The organism is Chryseobacterium sp. Leaf405, from assembly GCF_001425355.1.
Classification (GTDB): Bacteria; Bacteroidota; Bacteroidia; order Flavobacteriales; family Weeksellaceae; genus Chryseobacterium.
Genome location: NZ_LMQN01000008.1, coordinates 1 through 16,855, shown reverse-complemented (window position 1 = coordinate 16,855; position 16,855 = coordinate 1). Strand labels below are relative to the sequence as shown.

At 28.3% G+C, this 16,855-nt stretch carries 11 protein-coding genes; 6 read left to right on the top strand and 5 right to left on the bottom strand.

Annotated features, from left to right (window positions below; all coding sequences use genetic code 11):
- Nucleotides 1-134: 134 nt before the first annotated feature.
- The 4 genes from ASG22_RS05370 to ASG22_RS05355 all read left to right on the top strand — a co-directional run bounded on the left by ASG22_RS05370 (nucleotide 135) and on the right by ASG22_RS05355 (nucleotide 5,741).
- Nucleotides 135-2,531, top strand: a complete 2,397-nt coding sequence (locus ASG22_RS05370; protein ID WP_055981720.1) for an AAA family ATPase — start codon at nucleotides 135-137, stop codon at nucleotides 2,529-2,531.
- A 5-nt stretch (nucleotides 2,532-2,536) separates the two neighbouring features.
- On the top strand, nucleotides 2,537-3,535 hold the full coding sequence (locus tag ASG22_RS05365) for an HNH endonuclease (RefSeq protein WP_055981717.1): 999 nt from the start codon (nucleotides 2,537-2,539) through the stop codon (nucleotides 3,533-3,535).
- Nucleotides 3,536-3,687: 152 nt separating this feature from the next.
- Nucleotides 3,688-4,770, top strand: a complete 1,083-nt coding sequence (locus ASG22_RS05360) for a DNA cytosine methyltransferase (protein ID WP_055981714.1) — start codon at nucleotides 3,688-3,690, stop codon at nucleotides 4,768-4,770.
- Complete coding sequence (locus ASG22_RS05355; RefSeq protein ID WP_055981710.1) at nucleotides 4,770-5,741, top strand: HaeIII family restriction endonuclease; 972 nt, start codon at nucleotides 4,770-4,772, stop codon at nucleotides 5,739-5,741. Before ASG22_RS05360 ends, ASG22_RS05355 begins: the two co-directional genes overlap by 1 nt.
- Before the next feature lie 69 nt (nucleotides 5,742-5,810).
- Here the strand turns inward: ASG22_RS05355 and ASG22_RS05350 are convergent, their stop codons facing one another.
- The 5 genes from ASG22_RS05350 to ASG22_RS05330 all read right to left on the bottom strand — a co-directional run bounded on the left by ASG22_RS05350 (nucleotide 5,811) and on the right by ASG22_RS05330 (nucleotide 12,328).
- Nucleotides 5,811-7,301: an AAA family ATPase gene (locus ASG22_RS05350; RefSeq protein ID WP_055981707.1), complete on the bottom strand. Its 1,491-nt coding sequence runs from the start codon at nucleotides 7,299-7,301 to the stop codon at nucleotides 5,811-5,813.
- A 496-nt stretch (nucleotides 7,302-7,797) separates the two neighbouring features.
- Nucleotides 7,798-8,316, bottom strand: coding sequence for a hypothetical protein (locus ASG22_RS05345; protein WP_055981704.1), 519 nt, complete (start codon nucleotides 8,314-8,316; stop codon nucleotides 7,798-7,800).
- 40 nt (nucleotides 8,317-8,356) lie between these two features.
- On the bottom strand, nucleotides 8,357-8,956 hold the full coding sequence (locus ASG22_RS05340; protein WP_055981700.1) for a hypothetical protein: 600 nt from the start codon (nucleotides 8,954-8,956) through the stop codon (nucleotides 8,357-8,359).
- Between the two features lie 87 nt (nucleotides 8,957-9,043).
- Nucleotides 9,044-10,480 (bottom strand): hypothetical protein, encoded by a 1,437-nt coding sequence (locus tag ASG22_RS05335; protein ID WP_055981697.1) that lies wholly within the window; start codon nucleotides 10,478-10,480, stop codon nucleotides 9,044-9,046.
- Between the two features lie 63 nt (nucleotides 10,481-10,543).
- Nucleotides 10,544-12,328 (bottom strand): DUF6119 family protein, encoded by a 1,785-nt coding sequence (locus ASG22_RS05330; protein ID WP_055981693.1) that lies wholly within the window; start codon nucleotides 12,326-12,328, stop codon nucleotides 10,544-10,546.
- 283 nt (nucleotides 12,329-12,611) lie between these two features.
- On the opposite strand from ASG22_RS05330, the gene ASG22_RS05325 reads away from it, so the two are divergent.
- Nucleotides 12,612-14,432, top strand: a complete 1,821-nt coding sequence (locus tag ASG22_RS05325) for an ATP-dependent nuclease (RefSeq protein WP_055981690.1) — start codon at nucleotides 12,612-12,614, stop codon at nucleotides 14,430-14,432.
- Nucleotides 14,422-16,650 carry a UvrD-helicase domain-containing protein gene (locus ASG22_RS05320; protein ID WP_157844702.1) on the top strand — a complete coding sequence of 743 codons (2,229 nt, stop codon included), beginning with the start codon at nucleotides 14,422-14,424 and terminating at the stop codon, nucleotides 16,648-16,650. Before ASG22_RS05325 ends, ASG22_RS05320 begins: the two co-directional genes overlap by 11 nt.
- Nucleotides 16,651-16,855: the final 205 nt, after the last annotated feature.

The following is a 16,855-nucleotide window of genomic DNA, read 5'->3' as shown; positions in this document are numbered from 1 at the left end:
TTTATTTTCCAGCATAAAAAAACTAACAACCTGAAACATCACTGACTTATCTTGAAATTAGCTCCTTCATCGAAGGCAAACAGTAAAATTTCTGTGGCAAATATATAACTTAGGTAAACCATTAAAAACATCATATGAACTTTAAATTATTAGCAATTCGTCCCTTAAAAGATTGCGATTCTTCGTTTCTTAAAAATTTAAAAGAAAACTGTTTTTATAGGTTTTATAATGAATACGATTACGAACATATCAAAACAGATAATACTGAAATTTCTTTAATTGATCTACAAAACAAAATTCTGCAAAGTAATGTCAATGATTTAAGTCAAAAAAAAATAGATTTTCTTGAAGTAACACAGATAAAATACATTCAAGAAGTTCCTGATTCATTTTATGAAGAAAATATAAACGTTTCGGCAATCGTTGGGAAAAATGGAAGCGGAAAGAGTAGTATTCTAGAATTTTTATATGCATTCATATTCAATATCAGCAAAAAGTATAAAATATTAAAGTTTGGAGAATCCACTGTAAATTACAATAAGATTAATTTGGAAATTTATTATTTCTATCATGACAGCTATTATAAAATTTCGCATAAAACTTTAAAATCCACAATCAAGATTGAGGTCTTTAAAGCTTCTGCTGATTCAAAGTTTTTAAAAGTTATAAACATTGATGAAATTTTATTCAAGTTTTATTCTTTAGTAATTAATTATAGTATTTACAGTTTAAATAGTAAAGTTTCAGGAAAGTGGGTTAAAACATTATTTCATAAAAATGATGGATATCAGTCGCCGATTGTAATCAATCCGTTTAGAACTGACGGGAATGTTGAAGTTAATAATGAATATGATTTAGCACAAGCAAGACTAATACTCAATCATTTCGTAATAAAAAATGATACCTTAATCGAAGGTATTCAACTTAAAGAAGTTAACTACTATTTAAATATTAAAAAATTACAATATATCCCAGACGATGAAAATGAAGGTAAAAGCGATAAATTAATTATTGATGACATAATTACTTTCCTTAATCTTAATAATTTTGGATTATCAGAAAATTTGTCAAGTTTGGTTGATATTATTTTTGTTAATAAAAAGGCTGCTAATTCAATTAAATCACTGAAGCGATTCCTGAGAACTGAAAATATAGGAAAGGACTTTTTAGTGAAAAACTTGTCAACTGATTTTAAAGAAAAAATCAGCTACTTATGTCTCTTGTATATATTTAAAAAGTTAAAAAGAATTTCGTACAATTATGGGGAATATGAAAAATACCATTTTTTATTTGGGTCGACGGTAAGTGAAGAAATTCTTAAAAAAGATATTAGTCCATTTAAATTAAATTTTAAAAAATATATACGCTATAATAATGATGAGCAGTATATTAATTTTGGAAAATATGTTGATCAGCTTTTTGAATTTTTCAGATCGTATCTTAAAACCCATCCTGTTCTGAACATTTTGAATGAAGATGTATATGGCAGGGTTAAGGAAATTCTTTTTTCATCTCAATTTGATAATAATTCGGATGTTAATAATGTAATTGATTTCATATTTGATACTTTAACAACATTAATAAATGATAATAGAGTTGATCTATTTTCGCAATATATAGCTCAGCTTAATCGAGATAAAACTCATATTGCCTTCAAATACAAGCAAGCAATAAACTATTTTCAAAAAAATATTTTTGGTTTGATAACAGTAAAACCTGTTGTTGATGAAAATGGTCAGAATATTCCTGATCTATATAAAATAATTATTGAGAAAAAGTTTTCTGGAAATGATATATATAATATTCCAATATCATTTTTTGAACCTGAAATATTAATGTATAAACAAGGAGAAACATATACATTTAACAGGCTTAGTTCAGGTGAACAGCAGATGATTCATTCAATGCTGAATATTACCTATCATCTATATAATATTAAGTCGGTTCAACAAAAAGGTCAAAAGAAAAAATACAATCACATTAATATCATTTTTGATGAGGTAGAATTATATTTTCATCCTGAATTTCAAAAGAATTTCATTAGTAATCTGCTTCAAAATTTGAAGAGCGAAGAATTTAAGAATTTTTCATTTAATATCATCTTTTCTACACATTCACCATTCATTCTCTCAGACATTCCGACTCAAAATATTTTAAGATTGAATGAAGGAATTCCATTGATCGATTCTGATGGAATTAATTCTTTCGGTGCAAATATTCATGATTTATTAGCAGATGAGTTTTTTTTGGGCGGGAATACTGTTGGAAAATTTGCTAGTGATAAGATTGATAAAATTATAAATTTTTTGTACTGTCGATATAAAATCAAAGAAATTAATAATGATCTAGAAAAATTATATTTCTCATCCGGGACTAACCATAGTTTAATTAATTTGAGAAAAGAATTAGAAAAAGAATTAGAAACTTTTCCCAAATATGAAAGTGAAGAAATATCTAAAATCATTTTTATGATTGGCGAACCTTTAATAAGTGATAAATTGACCGAATTGTTTAATGAAGTTTTCAAATAGTCTGTATGCTCTATATAAATGAATATTCCAATGCCTTAGATTTTTACAAAAAAATTGTTCCATGTTGGCTTAAAATAAAGATTCATGGAGTTTCACGAATTAAAGAAGGTGATCAGATCAAATGTACATATTGTGATACAACAGAATGTGAAAATCTAAAAACTAAAAATCATAATCACTCTTTTGATCAATCAGTTAAAGATTTATTGAAGGTGGATTTCATCGACAAGCTATTGCTTAGTGAACCAAGAGATTTAGTGATTTTAACACAGGAGATAGATGCTGTTGTCTTGGAAGAGAAAGAAATTGTTGCTCTGGAAGATCTTTTTAAAAAATCAGGCTATAAAACATTTTTTCAGACAAATAATGGAAAAGAATTTTTGAATCATTTAAACAGATCAACCTGTTCATACTGTAATAGAAACTACACTATAAACATCACTTCAAAACATGCATCAGCCCAATTGGATCATTGGTTTCCTAAAGACAAGTTTCCTTTTTTAGCTTTATCATTTTTTAATCTTATTCCATCTTGCTCATCTTGTAATCATATGAAGGGTAATTCTGATAAAGATAAAGATTGGTGGAGTACTACAGCACTCGATGAATTACTACATCCATATTTTGAAGAAGCAGATCACAAATTTAAATTTGATTTCAATTTTGAGAAAAGCACAAATAATTTTTTTGTTCTCTTTAGAGATGTAGAAGGAGACAAAACTATTAAAACTCTAAAATTTAATCTTACAAAAGAAATATATCAAGCTCATTCGGAATTAGAACTTAGAGATCTTTATGATTTGAGAAAAAAATATTCAAAAAATTATTTAAAGTATTTATTGAAAATACTACACAAACATGAACCCTCCGAAGCTGAAAAATATAGAATGCTTTTCAATGTGGAAAAAAATGAGAAAGATTATCATAAACGACCATTTAGCAAATTTAAAAATGATATTATTGAAAAATTATTAAAAATAGATAATAAGAAATCAAACTTATAAAAGATAATACGTCAAGTTTTGTCGCATTATGAAAATACCTTTGATATTTAATTCTGGCTAAGTATATTATTATATAATATTTTGATGAATTTTAGATTTGGCCAATTGTTTTTTAATAGGTAATTTTGTAAACAAATTTAGGGAGTATAATTATGAAAGTAGTGTCTTTTTTTGCAGGTGCAGGGGGCTTGGATTTAGGTTTTGAGCAGGCTGGTTTTGATGTTGTTTGGGCAAATGAATATGATAAGGACATTTGGGCAACATACGAGAAGAACCATACTCATACAATTTTAGATAAGCGAAGTATTGTCAATATACCTTCAGAAGAAGTTCCTGATTGCGATGGCATTATTGGGGGACCGCCTTGCCAAAGTTGGTCAGAGGCAGGTTCTAAGAAAGGTATTGCTGATAAAAGGGGACAGCTTTTTTATGAATTCATGCGAATTTTAGCAGATAAAAAGCCTAAGTTTTTTTTAGCTGAAAATGTGTCAGGTATGTTATTACCTGCACATAAAGAAGCTCTGGAAAACATTAAACAAATGTTTACAGAAATAGGATATGAATTATCTTTTGAACTTTTGAATGTATCTGATTATGGTGTGCCGCAAGATCGTAAGAGAGTTTTCTTTATAGGGTACCGCAAAGATTTGAAACGAAAATTTGTTTTTCCTAAAGGGACTACCATAGAAAATAAAGTGACTTTAGACAAGGCGATTGGTGATTTGAAAAATACTGTATTGCCTGCTAAAGAGGGGAATTTTACCAATGGTACAAAATGTAAAGTCCTTAACCATGAATACATGATAGGTGGTTTTTCTTCCATTTATATGTCTAGAAATAGAGTAAGATCATGGGATGAAGTTTCATTTACTATTCAAGCTGGAGGGAGGCATGCTCCACTTCATCCTCAAGCACCTAAAATGACTCTGGTTGCACAAGATGTACGTGAATTTAAGAAAGGTAAAGAGAAATTATACCGTAGATTAAGTGTTCGTGAATGCGCACGCATCCAAACATTTCCGGATAATTTCAGTTTTGAATATACAAGTGTAGTGGCCGGGTATAAAATGATTGGAAATGCAGTGCCTGTGGAAATGGGTAAAATATTGGCAGAAAAAATCTCTTCAGACTTAAGTAGCCTAAAAATGAAGGAAGGATTAAATAAGTTATCAAAAGTTAACGGCAATAATGTCATAGAAAAACTACAGGAAATAGTTAATAAAGTAACCGCATAATGGCAAAAATCGCAACTCAGACTATCAATGGAAAAGCATTTGAATATGCGTTATTACTGGAATTTTACGAAAAATTAAAATTAGTAACTAAAGTTTCAATAGTCGACAATGCTTCCTATAAAACAGCTTTAAGTTGTTTTGAAAGTTTTGATGAAAAAGAAAGAAGCCAATATCGGTTAAACGCTAGTTTTTCAGTCAATTTTTTATTAGATCTAGAACCCAGACTTTCAAACGGTATCAATGAGGATGATATTTTGGAACTTGAAATTGTTGCTGATAAAGCAGGGCAGTCAGGGGATGTTCGTGATGTCTTAGCAATAAGATCATTACAAAAATGGGAAATTGGAATTTCTGCTAAAAATAACCATCGTGCGGTTAAACATTCGCGACTATCAAATGATATTGATTTTGGCGAAAAGTGGTTGGGAACTCCTTGTTCAGAAAACTATTTTACAGTGATTAATCCTATTTTTAATGGGCTGGCGCAATTACGAAAAGAGAGTAAAGCTACTAAGACTTGGGCTAGTCTTGGAGATTATCATTCAACGGTCTACCTACCTATATTAAACGCATTCAGAGACGAATTGATCGCATTAGACCGGGATAATCCAGGAGTAGTCGCACAGAAATTAGTTCAATATCTCATCGGAAATCAGGATTTCTATAAAGTTATTAAAGGAAAAGGAAAAGTCGAAATTCAAGCTTATAATCTTCAAGGAACTTTAAATTTACCATTTGGTAACGTTAAGCCAAAAGCTAAAGTTCCCAAATTAAAACTTCCGACCAGACTTATTGAAGTGGTGTATCAAAATAATTCTACAACAACATTGTTAGTGACGTTGAATGAAGGTTGGCAGATTTCATTTCGAATACATAATGCCAGCTCTAGGGTAGAACCATCTTTAAAATTTGATATAAATTTGGTTTCTTCTCCACATACTTTGTTTGTGAATACGTTATTTTTGGGATGATAAAATATATTCTTTAAATCAAAAATAAATATCTATTACAGTTTACTGTGAATTTCACATCAACTGTTTTTAGATAATTTTTCTCAAAGAATTAATGAAATTTTCAACTTCTAACGGATGATCTTTTTTCCATCTATTTAGTAATTTTGAATAGCCAGTACCAAAGTTTTTTTTATTAATTGGGTCACTAAACCAATTTTTATGAGTGCCTTTTCCTTCATGAGTATAATCTTTAAAAGAAGTAATTTTTGTGAAGTTTTTGTCATCATCCCAAAATTCATCGGTATCCGATAGATTTTTTACGAACTCATAAAATATTGTTTCAGGTCTGTCTTTAAAAGGTAAAAACACTGCCTTATTAGGAGCTTTTTTTTGAGTAAACTTTCTTTTTACATCACCATCTAAAATAAAACGAACATTTTTAAAGATTGTATGCTTGGACTCAGCCATACCGACAATAGTCATATCTGGAAATGGACCTTTTTCAACTTTAATCATTTTTTTTAAATCAGATCCATTAATGAGGTTTTTAATCCAATATTCGGCTACATCATCTTCACATACAAAATTTATTTTATCGATTGTCTCCTCTTCAGCAACTTCACTTTTGATCTTTCTTCTAATGTACTGAGCTGAAGGATTGATCAAATTTACAACCTTACTATTTTGTATGTTAAAATAGTTAATTTTCGTATCTGAACCTACTTTGCTCTCCAAATAGTCTAAAATCTCTAACGAATGTGTTGTAAAAACAATTTGAATGTTTAATTTTTTAGCATATCTAAATAAAATGTCAACTAATTTGAATTGTGCGGCTGCATAAAGTGTGGCGTCTAATTCATCAATTAACAAAATCCCTCCTTTAAATTTTGCACCTAATTTTTTCTTAAGCATATCAAAAGAGATTAATGCAGAAATTATTTGCGAGACATTATCCTGTCCAGCTGAATTTCCTAAATGGCTAAATTCCGAAGTTTGTAAAGCTAATACTTTTTTATTGTATGATTTTATGGGTTCGGGTCTAATATGTTCTCCAACAACAGCGAAAATTTCTTTTATTAAACTAGAATAAAGTTTAGAGTATTCTTCTAAATTTTTTAGATGTAATGTTGATATTGAGTTTTCTGTTGCTAAGGGAATTAATCTTTTTAATCCGAGATAGATAACAGGATGGTCTAATGCTTTTCCCCTTCCATCAAAATCTGTTCTATACCTTTCCGCTGAAATTTCAGTTTTTTTTAGATGCCTTGTCTTAATTCTTTTTTGTTCTTCAAGTAATGATTCTGATGGATTTTCGTAATGAAAAGTAATGTCATACTCTTTATTATAATCATTTATGGGGCAAAATCTGAAAACGTTTCTAAAGCTCTCTTTGTAATAACTATCTAATACTGTCTTATCTTTACCTTTATAATCGCAGAGCTGTGCAATCCATCCTAGAATGGATGATTTGCCCGATCCATTAAGACCAGTTATAATAGTCATATATTGACCAAATTCTAAATTCTGTTTTTCTATATGTCTGAAATTTTCAATATAAAGATTCTTTAGTTTTATCATTCGATTTATTTGTATAAAAGAAAGGCAAACACGAATGTACAAAATTTTGATATTTACTACACATTTTAATGAAAATTATAATAAAAGACACCGTGATAGAGGATTAGGAGGATATTTAAATACAATCTAGTGTAAAAATATATATGGTGTTTTAAAATAATAGCTCTAATACTTTAATTTAATAGCACTTCTTCAAAACATTCTTATTAGCACATTCGTAATAATTACAGAATAATTATAAAATTATTTACGAGACTGCTCTATAAATTATTTTGAGATCATCTCAAAATAATCCAGCTATGTACTTTTACAATTTAATAAAATTCTAAGAAAGATCCTCAATCACTTTTCAACGTTGGAATTCAAGGTCATCCAAAAAATCTTTATTTTTTTGTTGCCCATAAAACAGCATCTACTTATTAATTACTTGTTCTAAAAAAGTATTGATATAATATAGTTATTAAGTTTTAAAAAGAAAATATTGAAGATATTATTTTTATAGCAATCTTTTTGTCAAAGTAACGTTCAATTTATCTACATTAAGATCCTTTCTAATTACACTGATAACATTTCTCAAACTCTGTTCAAGCTTATTATGTTCCTCAATTGTGAGATCTTCGTTATTATCAAATGTTAAGGTAATAAAGTTTGTTGAATCCTGACCAAATCTAATAAGTTCCTTGTAAATATCGCTTGGAATCATTGGAAGAGCTTTAAATATAGATTTGTAATAGTCTGCAACTAAATTGTCATAAAATTCAGATTCTTTATTTAAAAACTTCTCCCATTTCTTATTTGAACCCTCGTGGTCAATCATTTCATCCATCAAATCAAAGAACGATTCAAAAATATAATTTACATGAAAAAGTAATTCTTTATATGCGAGAACTTTTTCTTGAAAAAGAAAATCTTGGTTTGACTTATTGCGATCCCTTCGATAACTTAGAGTCGCTACAATAAGTGCACAGACTGAAATTATTACGGTAAGTATTGCGAGTAGGTCTGATGGTTTCATAGGCTAAAATATTTTTTTAATACATAACAACTTCTGATGCTCAACTATTAGCTGTTATAATTAATGATGTGATCACATCAAAGTCCGAAATTTTATAATCATCATCGAAAAAAAGTCCGTTAATATATCTTTTAATAGGATAATAAAGATCTTTAGGGTATTTTCCTCCTTGCATAGTCTGGTAATCATTGGCAATACTGAATAAACCATTGTACTTGCCTCTTCCTGTATTTAAAAAACCAATTCGAGATAAATATTTTGTTATTCTATGTTTTGAAATTCCTGCAATGGGTTCCTGGGTAATGATATAATAATCTTTCACATAAAATGTTCTGATATTACCAATTTGATTACAAGAATTATCTTTAAAAGTTTCTAAAGTCGGTTTCTTATAGTAACTAACTTCTTGCAGACTACATTCTGATTTTACAACTTCTTCGAGATTTACGAAATAATCCCCATCTACTAAAAGATATTTCTTATCCCGATAAATACCTAAAATCATTTCATTAATTTCTCTTTCAGAATAATCATTAATATTCTCAGATTTCCCATATAATTTATAAGCCAAACCACTTTTTTCTGGTTGGTTGTAAATCTTATTAATTTTCGATTTTTCGATTTTTTTTATTTTTTCCATAATATATTATTTTAATAAAATATGAACTCAGATTATTTATTTGACAGAGCCCTTATTCATATTATTTATCCATTATATAATTAGTTATTAGATACTTTCAAAATATTCTTCGTCCGTTCTGAGATTCATAAACTTTTCTAAATACTTTGATTGATTATAAACATATCCTTCATAACAGATACTTTTTAAAATGAGTTTACTAATAAGCGTAAATAGTTTAGCTGAAACATATGTTAGGTATAGATTTGTTTTACTTTCATCTTGTATCGTATGTGTCTCAAGTAATATATTACCATGTAATAAATCATTCCTATGTTCAATAATTGTAATGTCATGAAAAGTTAATTTGACGCCTAGCTGTTCAAAGGGCTTTGTGAGTTTTTCATTATTTGTTAAATGTTCCTTATTAATGGGCTTATTGATTTCGTTGAGCCTTCTCTTTAATTTTAGAATACTATCATTATTCAAATAATTAGTATGATCATCAATAATAACATTGAGTTCCTTAATTATTTTCTCCTGCAATTTTTTGCTGGTTATTGGTCTTTCTAAACCTAATTCTTTAATACTAAAATGTTTAGAAAGCTGTTCAATGATTACAGCAAATGAGCTTGGAATTATTAGTAAAGATTTTATTGATGTTGCTTCTAAAATAATAATAATGGCTACAGAAAATTCTGGTTCCGTATGTATTTTATGAACTAATTTTGATAAGTTTTGTAAAGAAACTCTTGTGAGCTGATGTTTCTTATAAAGAATATTCGCAGTTTTCCTATCTATTTCTAAGCGTGAGTATGGGTTTGTAATGATTGGTCTATACAGACCTTTTATCATAGGTCTAATATTGTTAGTATAATAAAAACCACCAAAGCCATCAAATACAAACTTTTCGTCTCCTATCATGAGGCAATTAATAAATCCTATGGCTTGTTGTATAGAAAAGCAACCTTTTGAAAACTCTTCATAATTCTGTTTCTGTAAATTTTCAATAATATAATAACCTTCATTATTACTTTTTAATTGCGTAACATCATATTCCGTCTCCTTGATTTTTATGCGAAGACAATCGTAAAAATATTCTACTTCATCCCTCACGTGTGTTATGGTGTCAAATTCATTATGGAACGTGTTAATTTCGTTCAAACCAACTTTAAAAAATGCTTTGAAAATACTGTTGGTTTTAAAACCTTCAGAATGAAATTCTTTCAGCTCAATTGTTGTTTTAAAATTGATATGTTTATCTACTTTTATATTAGTACTGGAAGAAGTATTTCCAAACTTTTTCGAAACTAGAACGGTATTGTCTAAGATAAACGAAATCTTATGTTCCTCTTTTTCTCTTTGTTCAAATATTGCTTCTTTTTCAAAATTAAAAGTTTTACTTCCTCTCGAAAAATAAGCTGCATCTTCATTATTATCAATAATCTTTACCTTATATTTGGAAAGAGAACATATTTTTTCAATAAATTGTAATTCTGATTCAAAATTTTTTTTATTTTCAATTCTTGTTGTAGAGATGCTCATTTATAATTTTAATTTTAAAAAAGATTTATTAATTAATTTTGAAGATCAATATAGATATGAATCTTATTTGATTTGTGAAATGTCAATTACGTTAAATTTAAAAATATTGTAATTTAATACTTCTTTAGCGGTCTGAACTAAAGAAAATAAAGCAATATTTGATGCAGTTTTACTTAGTTTTCCTAAAGCATCATCATTGACATAGGAGTAATTGTTATATGCCATCACAAAATTAATAGTTAAATCTTTTTCTCTTATTTTCTTCAAAATGTCATCTGAATTTAAATTTTCGCCATCTGTCTTATCATTATAAATAGCAATGGTATCTTTAAGATATGTACTTCCGTCGATATTATTTATATCGTGCCATAGCCTTTGGGAAGACAGTACAATTTGATTATATAAGCTTCGCATATTTGTATTAAAACCATCTTTTACGTGTATTAAATACATGGTGCTTTTGTCATAGTACATGATGTCGCATAACTCTATATTGTCTATGAATTTTTTATCAAAAACGTAATAGTTCTTTTCACTATGATTAATATTGTAAAGATCCTCGTTGGCTTGATTCCACGGTTTTAAAATTCTTTCTTTTAACTCATAAAGCTCATAGTTGTTGATGGCTTCTTCTCTAATTTGTGACAGATAGTTATTGTCGAGTTTAAACCATGTATTATCAGTTCTAAAATATTTACCGTCATTTAACGTAATCTCAGTAACAAGATGATTATAAAAGTTATCAAATGTCTCTTCTTTAGAGTCTATTATACCTATTATCGACAGTTGATTGATTTTATCTACTATTTCTTTTCTGTCCGAAATGTTTTCTAAACTATTATAGATCTGCTTCGTAATATTAAAATAAAGCTCATCACGAGATGTCAATTGTAGATCAGTCTTTTTTTTCTTGCGGAAAAAATGTAATCTGAATGTATTACATTCATAAAATTTTTCGATCTGCTTACTATTTACAACCTCTACAATATCATATTCAGATTTTTTTATATTTTCTGGTTGATCGTGCATTAAAATATGTTCAATTATTTTTTCTAGTAAGCTATTGCGAAGGTCTTCTAATATATTAGAATCTTTAACCCTGTTAAACAAACTAAGATTTTTATAATTGCTGGTATCTCCTAAAATCTTCTCAATGGTAACGATCAATCTTTTAAGTTCTTCAAAATTTATTTTTTTTCTCAAACTAAAATATGAACCTAAATCCATTATTGAACTTTCATCATCAAGATTAAATTCTCTGAAAATTCCATCTCGCAATTCTTTTCTTATAACAACTTTTAATTTTTTCGGTATTTCAGAATATAAAAGTGAATCTTTTATTGATTGACTGTAATTAAATGTGTTACTTCTTTGCGATAGGTTTCCCGTGACTCCTCTAGTATTTATAGAGATGGTAATATCATCATTCAGACTAGCGAAATGCTGGTATAATTCTATACCAAAATAATTATCCAAGTATTTTTTAATTACTGTAATTCCTGATCCACTAGTAACACAATACAATTTGTTTTTATAACAGATAAAAAGAACATGAGAAAATTCGATTAAATCAAAATTTTGATCTTTTGCTAGCTCTTCAGGTAAGAAGTATTTCCAGTAATTTTGATCCTTAGTTTGATTATAACAGTAGCTGTAAAAATAAAAATCTTCATCTTCTATTTCTTGTAAAGGATATTTAAATTGTTCAAAATCTTTATCCGAAGCGTGTAAATGGTTTTTATGATTTTTAGTGATAATTTTTATTACATTATCTAAATCTTTATTTCTTAGTTCGTAATGCTGGAGATCAATAGAGAAAATTTTTAAATTAAATTTTAAATCTATCATGATAGTGATAATTAGATGTTTATTAGTTTTACGTACAAATTAAACTTTTTTTTTGAATTGGTTTTACGTCATCCCGTAGATGTTAATACTATCGCCAAAATTTACCTATTTATTGAAGTGAAGATTTGTCAATCTAGAATGCTCTTCAATACTTTTAGTCGTTTATAAATGTAGGCTATGCTGTCCACACAAATATATTTTAGTAAATCTCACCTTCTTGAAAAACTCTATTGTTACATCACATATATTTTGTAATTTTCCTTTGTAACCAGAAAACTCAACAATGTATATTTCAAATTTAAAGCTTTGGAACTTCCGAAAGTATGGATCTCATACTTTTGATATTGACACTCCTGATTTAATTGTTTCATTTAACAGAGGATTGAATATTCTTATTGGGGAGAATGATTCGGGAAAATCTGCAATAATTGATGCAATCAAATTAGTACTAAAGACTCATGCGTATGAGTGGATAAAGGTGGAAGAGAGTGATTTTTTCATTCAAGGAAATAAAATTTCTGAAGTATTAAGAATCGAAATCGAATTTTCTGGAATTACTAACAAGGAGGCAGCACGTTTTACAGAATGGTGTGGTACAGCTGATGAAAAAGTTATAGTTGGTGATAATGAGCAAATATTACGCAGACCTAAATTATTTCTTATATATCAGGTTCAAATAAAAGATGGGAAAATAATTCCGACTGATGTGAGAGCTGGAATGGATGGTCATGGTAACACATTGACTGCAGAAGCGAAGGAGTATATCAAGTGTACTTATCTTAAAGCTTTAAGGGATGCAGATAGTGAATTGACTGCCAAAAAAAATTCTAGATTGTCTCAAATTTTAAAAGAACACAAAGAATTCAAAATAAGGCAAACAAATGGATTACATGAATTTGAAGAACTATTTGATGTTACAAGTCATACTATACGTGAAAAGTTTAAAGAGGAGGGCGTAGGTTATAATATAAATATAAAAAAAGTTGTTGACGATTTTGTTTCTGCATTCATTGGAAACTCTTCAAAGTCATCTTTTGACTTAGGTCCAACCAAAATTAGCAATATTCTTGAAAAGATATCTCTAGGAATTGCTGATTCAAATAATTTGGGACTCGGTACAATGAATCGTTTGTTTATGGCAGCGGAATTGTTGCATCTTAAAAAAGCTAATTGGAATGGACTAAAATTATGTATGATTGAAGAATTAGAAGCACACCTTCATCCTCAAGCACAACTTAAAATCATAAATAGATTGAAAGAAGAACCAGATATACAATATATTCTTACAACACACAGTCCAAATATTACTTCACAGGCGTCTTTAGAAGATATTATAATATGTAAAAATAATAATGTTTACCCGTTAGGAGAAAAGTTTACAAAATTGGATAAGGACAATTATAAATACTTAAAACGCTTTTTAGATGTTACTAAAAGCAATCTTTTCTTTTCAAAAGGGAACATTATTGTGGAAGGTTGGTCAGAAGAAATATTGCTACCTGCATTAGCAAAAAAAATGATCTTTGATTTAACAAAAAATGAAATATCAATTGTGAATGTTGCTTCTACAGCATATTTACATTTTGCTAAAATATTCCTTAGACAGGATGGGCAGAAAATGAATGTACCTATTTCGATTGTTACAGATTTAGACAACAGACCAGATGAAAATGGAGTTTTTAAAACCTTAGATGAAGAAAGCGAAAAGGTCAAAACAAAACAAGAAAATCTTGCTATTTTAAAGACAGGATTTAACGAAACTGACATAACCTTAGAAATTGCTAAGGAATGGACTTTAGAATGGTGCTTATATAAATCATGCTTATCAAAAATTTTCAAAAATGCTGTTAGTGAAGTTCATTCAGGAACAGATGAATTTAAAAAAGATCTAAACGATAATTTTAAAGATACTTTTGAGGGAAAATTCATTAAAAAACTCTTAAAAAAAGATGGTAATTCTCCAATAGATAAGGTGGCAGTTGCAAGTGTATTCGCAGAATATTTGGAAAATGATAAAACTATTTCTAAAGAGCAAATAGAAAAAGATGAATATCTAATGTATTTAATCAATGCTATTAAAAATGTCTGCAAAAATGGAAATTAATCCTAATGATATTAGAAGGGCTGAAGAAATATTAATAGGAGGAGCTGAGTTTGATCAAGAAAGAAGAGAATTCATTCACTGTATGGAAACTCTAGATTTACTAGCAGTTCCTGGAAGTGGAAAAACAACTGCACTGTTAGCAAAACTATATTGTATTGCTCAACAGATGCCTCTCGAGCATAATCAGGGAATTCTTGTTTTGGCACATACAAATCATGCTATAGAAGAAATAGAGAAAGTACTAAAGCCTATTTGTCCTCAACTTTTTTCATATCCAAATTTTGTTGGAACCGTCCAAAGTTTTGCAAATAGATTTATTGCAAATCAAGCTTGTTTTGAACTATTTGGGAGTTATATAAGAAAAAATGATGATGAGGTCTCGAATGATGAGCTGAAAAACATGTTTTATAATATAAATTATCAATCTAAACTTAATGGATTTATTTTTAATCAATTATATTCACAGTTTTCAGTTATCAAAATAGAATATCTTATCAAATATTTCGGCTTGACACTTGCAGAAGCCAAAATCAAACTTCTTTCTTTAAAAAAAGAAAGAAAAATTAACAAGAATGGGTCATGTAATTATTTAGCTATTAAAAGTATTGCAAAAAATGATATAGATCCAATAAATTCCTTTTTGAGAAAGGTGCATGATGAATCAATTACAAAATTTAAGAATGAAAAGCAGACTTTTTGTTTAAGATATAAAATTGATTTTATAAAAAGCAAGTTCACATCAAATTCTGGGGATTTAAGTTTTGGGTCTGAATCAGGAACTGAATTATTAAGTTATTTTACAAAAGCATTTAAAAATGGTATTTTGCGATACAGTGATTCAATAGCACTCTCTCTTTATTATCTAAATGTAAATAAGGAGTTAATTTCCATCTTACAAAATAGATTTAAGTATGTTTTTATAGACGAAATGCAAGACCTAGATCAAGATCAAGTAGATATGATCGAAAATATTTTTTTTAATGAAAAATCAAATACTGTTATTCAAAGAGTTGGTGATAAGAATCAAGCAATTTATTCAAATGTATCTGTCGTAGATGAAATTGTTTGGAAGACTAGGAAAGAAATATCACCTGAAATATTTACTAAAAATTTCAGTCTGAATAATTCGTATAGGCTTTCTCCAATTATTGCTAATCTCGTTGATGGCTTCGTTTTAGATAGGGAAGAAGGATATAAAGTTATAGGAATATCTAATAATCAAAATTTAAAACCATATTTACTGGTTTATGATAATGAATCTGATGCAGATAAATTAAAAGATAAATTTATTTCTTTAATAAAGCATCATGGATTAGAACAGAATTCAAAAAATGTGGAGCGAGGTTTTCATATTGTTGCATGGACGACTGATAAGGAAGAGGATTCTGATAAATGGTATTTACGAAAATTATTTCCTGAATATTCTAAAGAAAGTAGACAGAAAAAAGAAGATTTTGATTGTCTAAGGAAATATGTTTTTTTATTTGATCAAAATAAAAAAACTCTTGAATCAATCAGAAAATCACTCTTAAATGGCATTATTAGGATATTACGTATCGAAAAGATTTATATTCATGAAAAAACTGAGAAGCATTATCGAAAATCAAGTCTTATTAGGGTTTTAAAAGATACTAATGAAACATTTTATCAGTATTTCAATCAAAAATTATTTGATTGGAGTTATTCGATTGTTGTTCATAAAAATTATGAAGATATCTTTGTTCAATATTCTACATTTATAGAAGATGAACTCAGTAACGTTTTGTCCAATTTTTCAATTATAAATTCAAGTAGTTTTATAAATATGGAATATGATTATGTTGCTACAGAAAATTTCAGCAATAATAAAACTTGCATAGGTGAACTTCAAATTAAACTAGGATCAATACATTCAGTGAAGGGTCAAACACACTGTGCTACAATGTATTTAGAAACTGATTATTACAATGTTGAAACACATAAACTGAATGTTGAAATAGTTTCTAAAACTAAAAAAAGAAAACAAGTTTTGGGAAGAAATCCTTTGTTTTTTCAAGAGCAAAATTTTTCTCACTTAAACAAGGCTCGTTCAAACGAAACTTTAAAAATGATGTATGTAGGTTTCTCCAGACCAACTGATCTTTTATGTTTTGCAGTAAGGAAAGAAAATGTTGTAAATGATTTAAAAAAATATAGAGAATCAGGATGGAATATTCAATTTGTCGACGATGACCTGTAGTAAGCTATTATTAGGGAATGAGAAATATTTAAATGAGAAATATTTATAGCCGTGCTACAAATTAAATTTAACTGTGTTGTAAAATGTACTAATATGTAAATTCCAGTGATATTGACCACCCAATTCCAATTCAAAGTGACCAGGTAATTTCGGTTTAAATTGACCACCCTTAATTTTGATAAAAACTCTTGCTTTTCATGTGTCA

What these genes read in the sequence shown, in the direction of transcription:
- ASG22_RS05370 (WP_055981720.1), top strand. Translation starts at nt 135, where the DNA reads ATGAACTTTAAATTATTAGCAATTCGTCCCTTAAAAGATTGCGATTCT.
- ASG22_RS05365 (WP_055981717.1), top strand. Translation starts at nt 2,537, where the DNA reads ATGCTCTATATAAATGAATATTCCAATGCCTTAGATTTTTACAAAAAA.
- ASG22_RS05360 (WP_055981714.1), top strand. Translation starts at nt 3,688, where the DNA reads ATGAAAGTAGTGTCTTTTTTTGCAGGTGCAGGGGGCTTGGATTTAGGT.
- ASG22_RS05355 (WP_055981710.1), top strand. Translation starts at nt 4,770, where the DNA reads ATGGCAAAAATCGCAACTCAGACTATCAATGGAAAAGCATTTGAATAT.
- ASG22_RS05350 (WP_055981707.1), bottom strand. Translation starts at nt 7,301, where the DNA reads ATGATAAAACTAAAGAATCTTTATATTGAAAATTTCAGACATATAGAA.
- ASG22_RS05345 (WP_055981704.1), bottom strand. Translation starts at nt 8,316, where the DNA reads ATGAAACCATCAGACCTACTCGCAATACTTACCGTAATAATTTCAGTC.
- ASG22_RS05340 (WP_055981700.1), bottom strand. Translation starts at nt 8,956, where the DNA reads ATGGAAAAAATAAAAAAAATCGAAAAATCGAAAATTAATAAGATTTAC.
- ASG22_RS05335 (WP_055981697.1), bottom strand. Translation starts at nt 10,480, where the DNA reads ATGAGCATCTCTACAACAAGAATTGAAAATAAAAAAAATTTTGAATCA.
- ASG22_RS05330 (WP_055981693.1), bottom strand. Translation starts at nt 12,328, where the DNA reads ATGATAGATTTAAAATTTAATTTAAAAATTTTCTCTATTGATCTCCAG.
- ASG22_RS05325 (WP_055981690.1), top strand. Translation starts at nt 12,612, where the DNA reads ATGTATATTTCAAATTTAAAGCTTTGGAACTTCCGAAAGTATGGATCT.
- ASG22_RS05320 (WP_157844702.1), top strand. Translation starts at nt 14,422, where the DNA reads ATGGAAATTAATCCTAATGATATTAGAAGGGCTGAAGAAATATTAATA.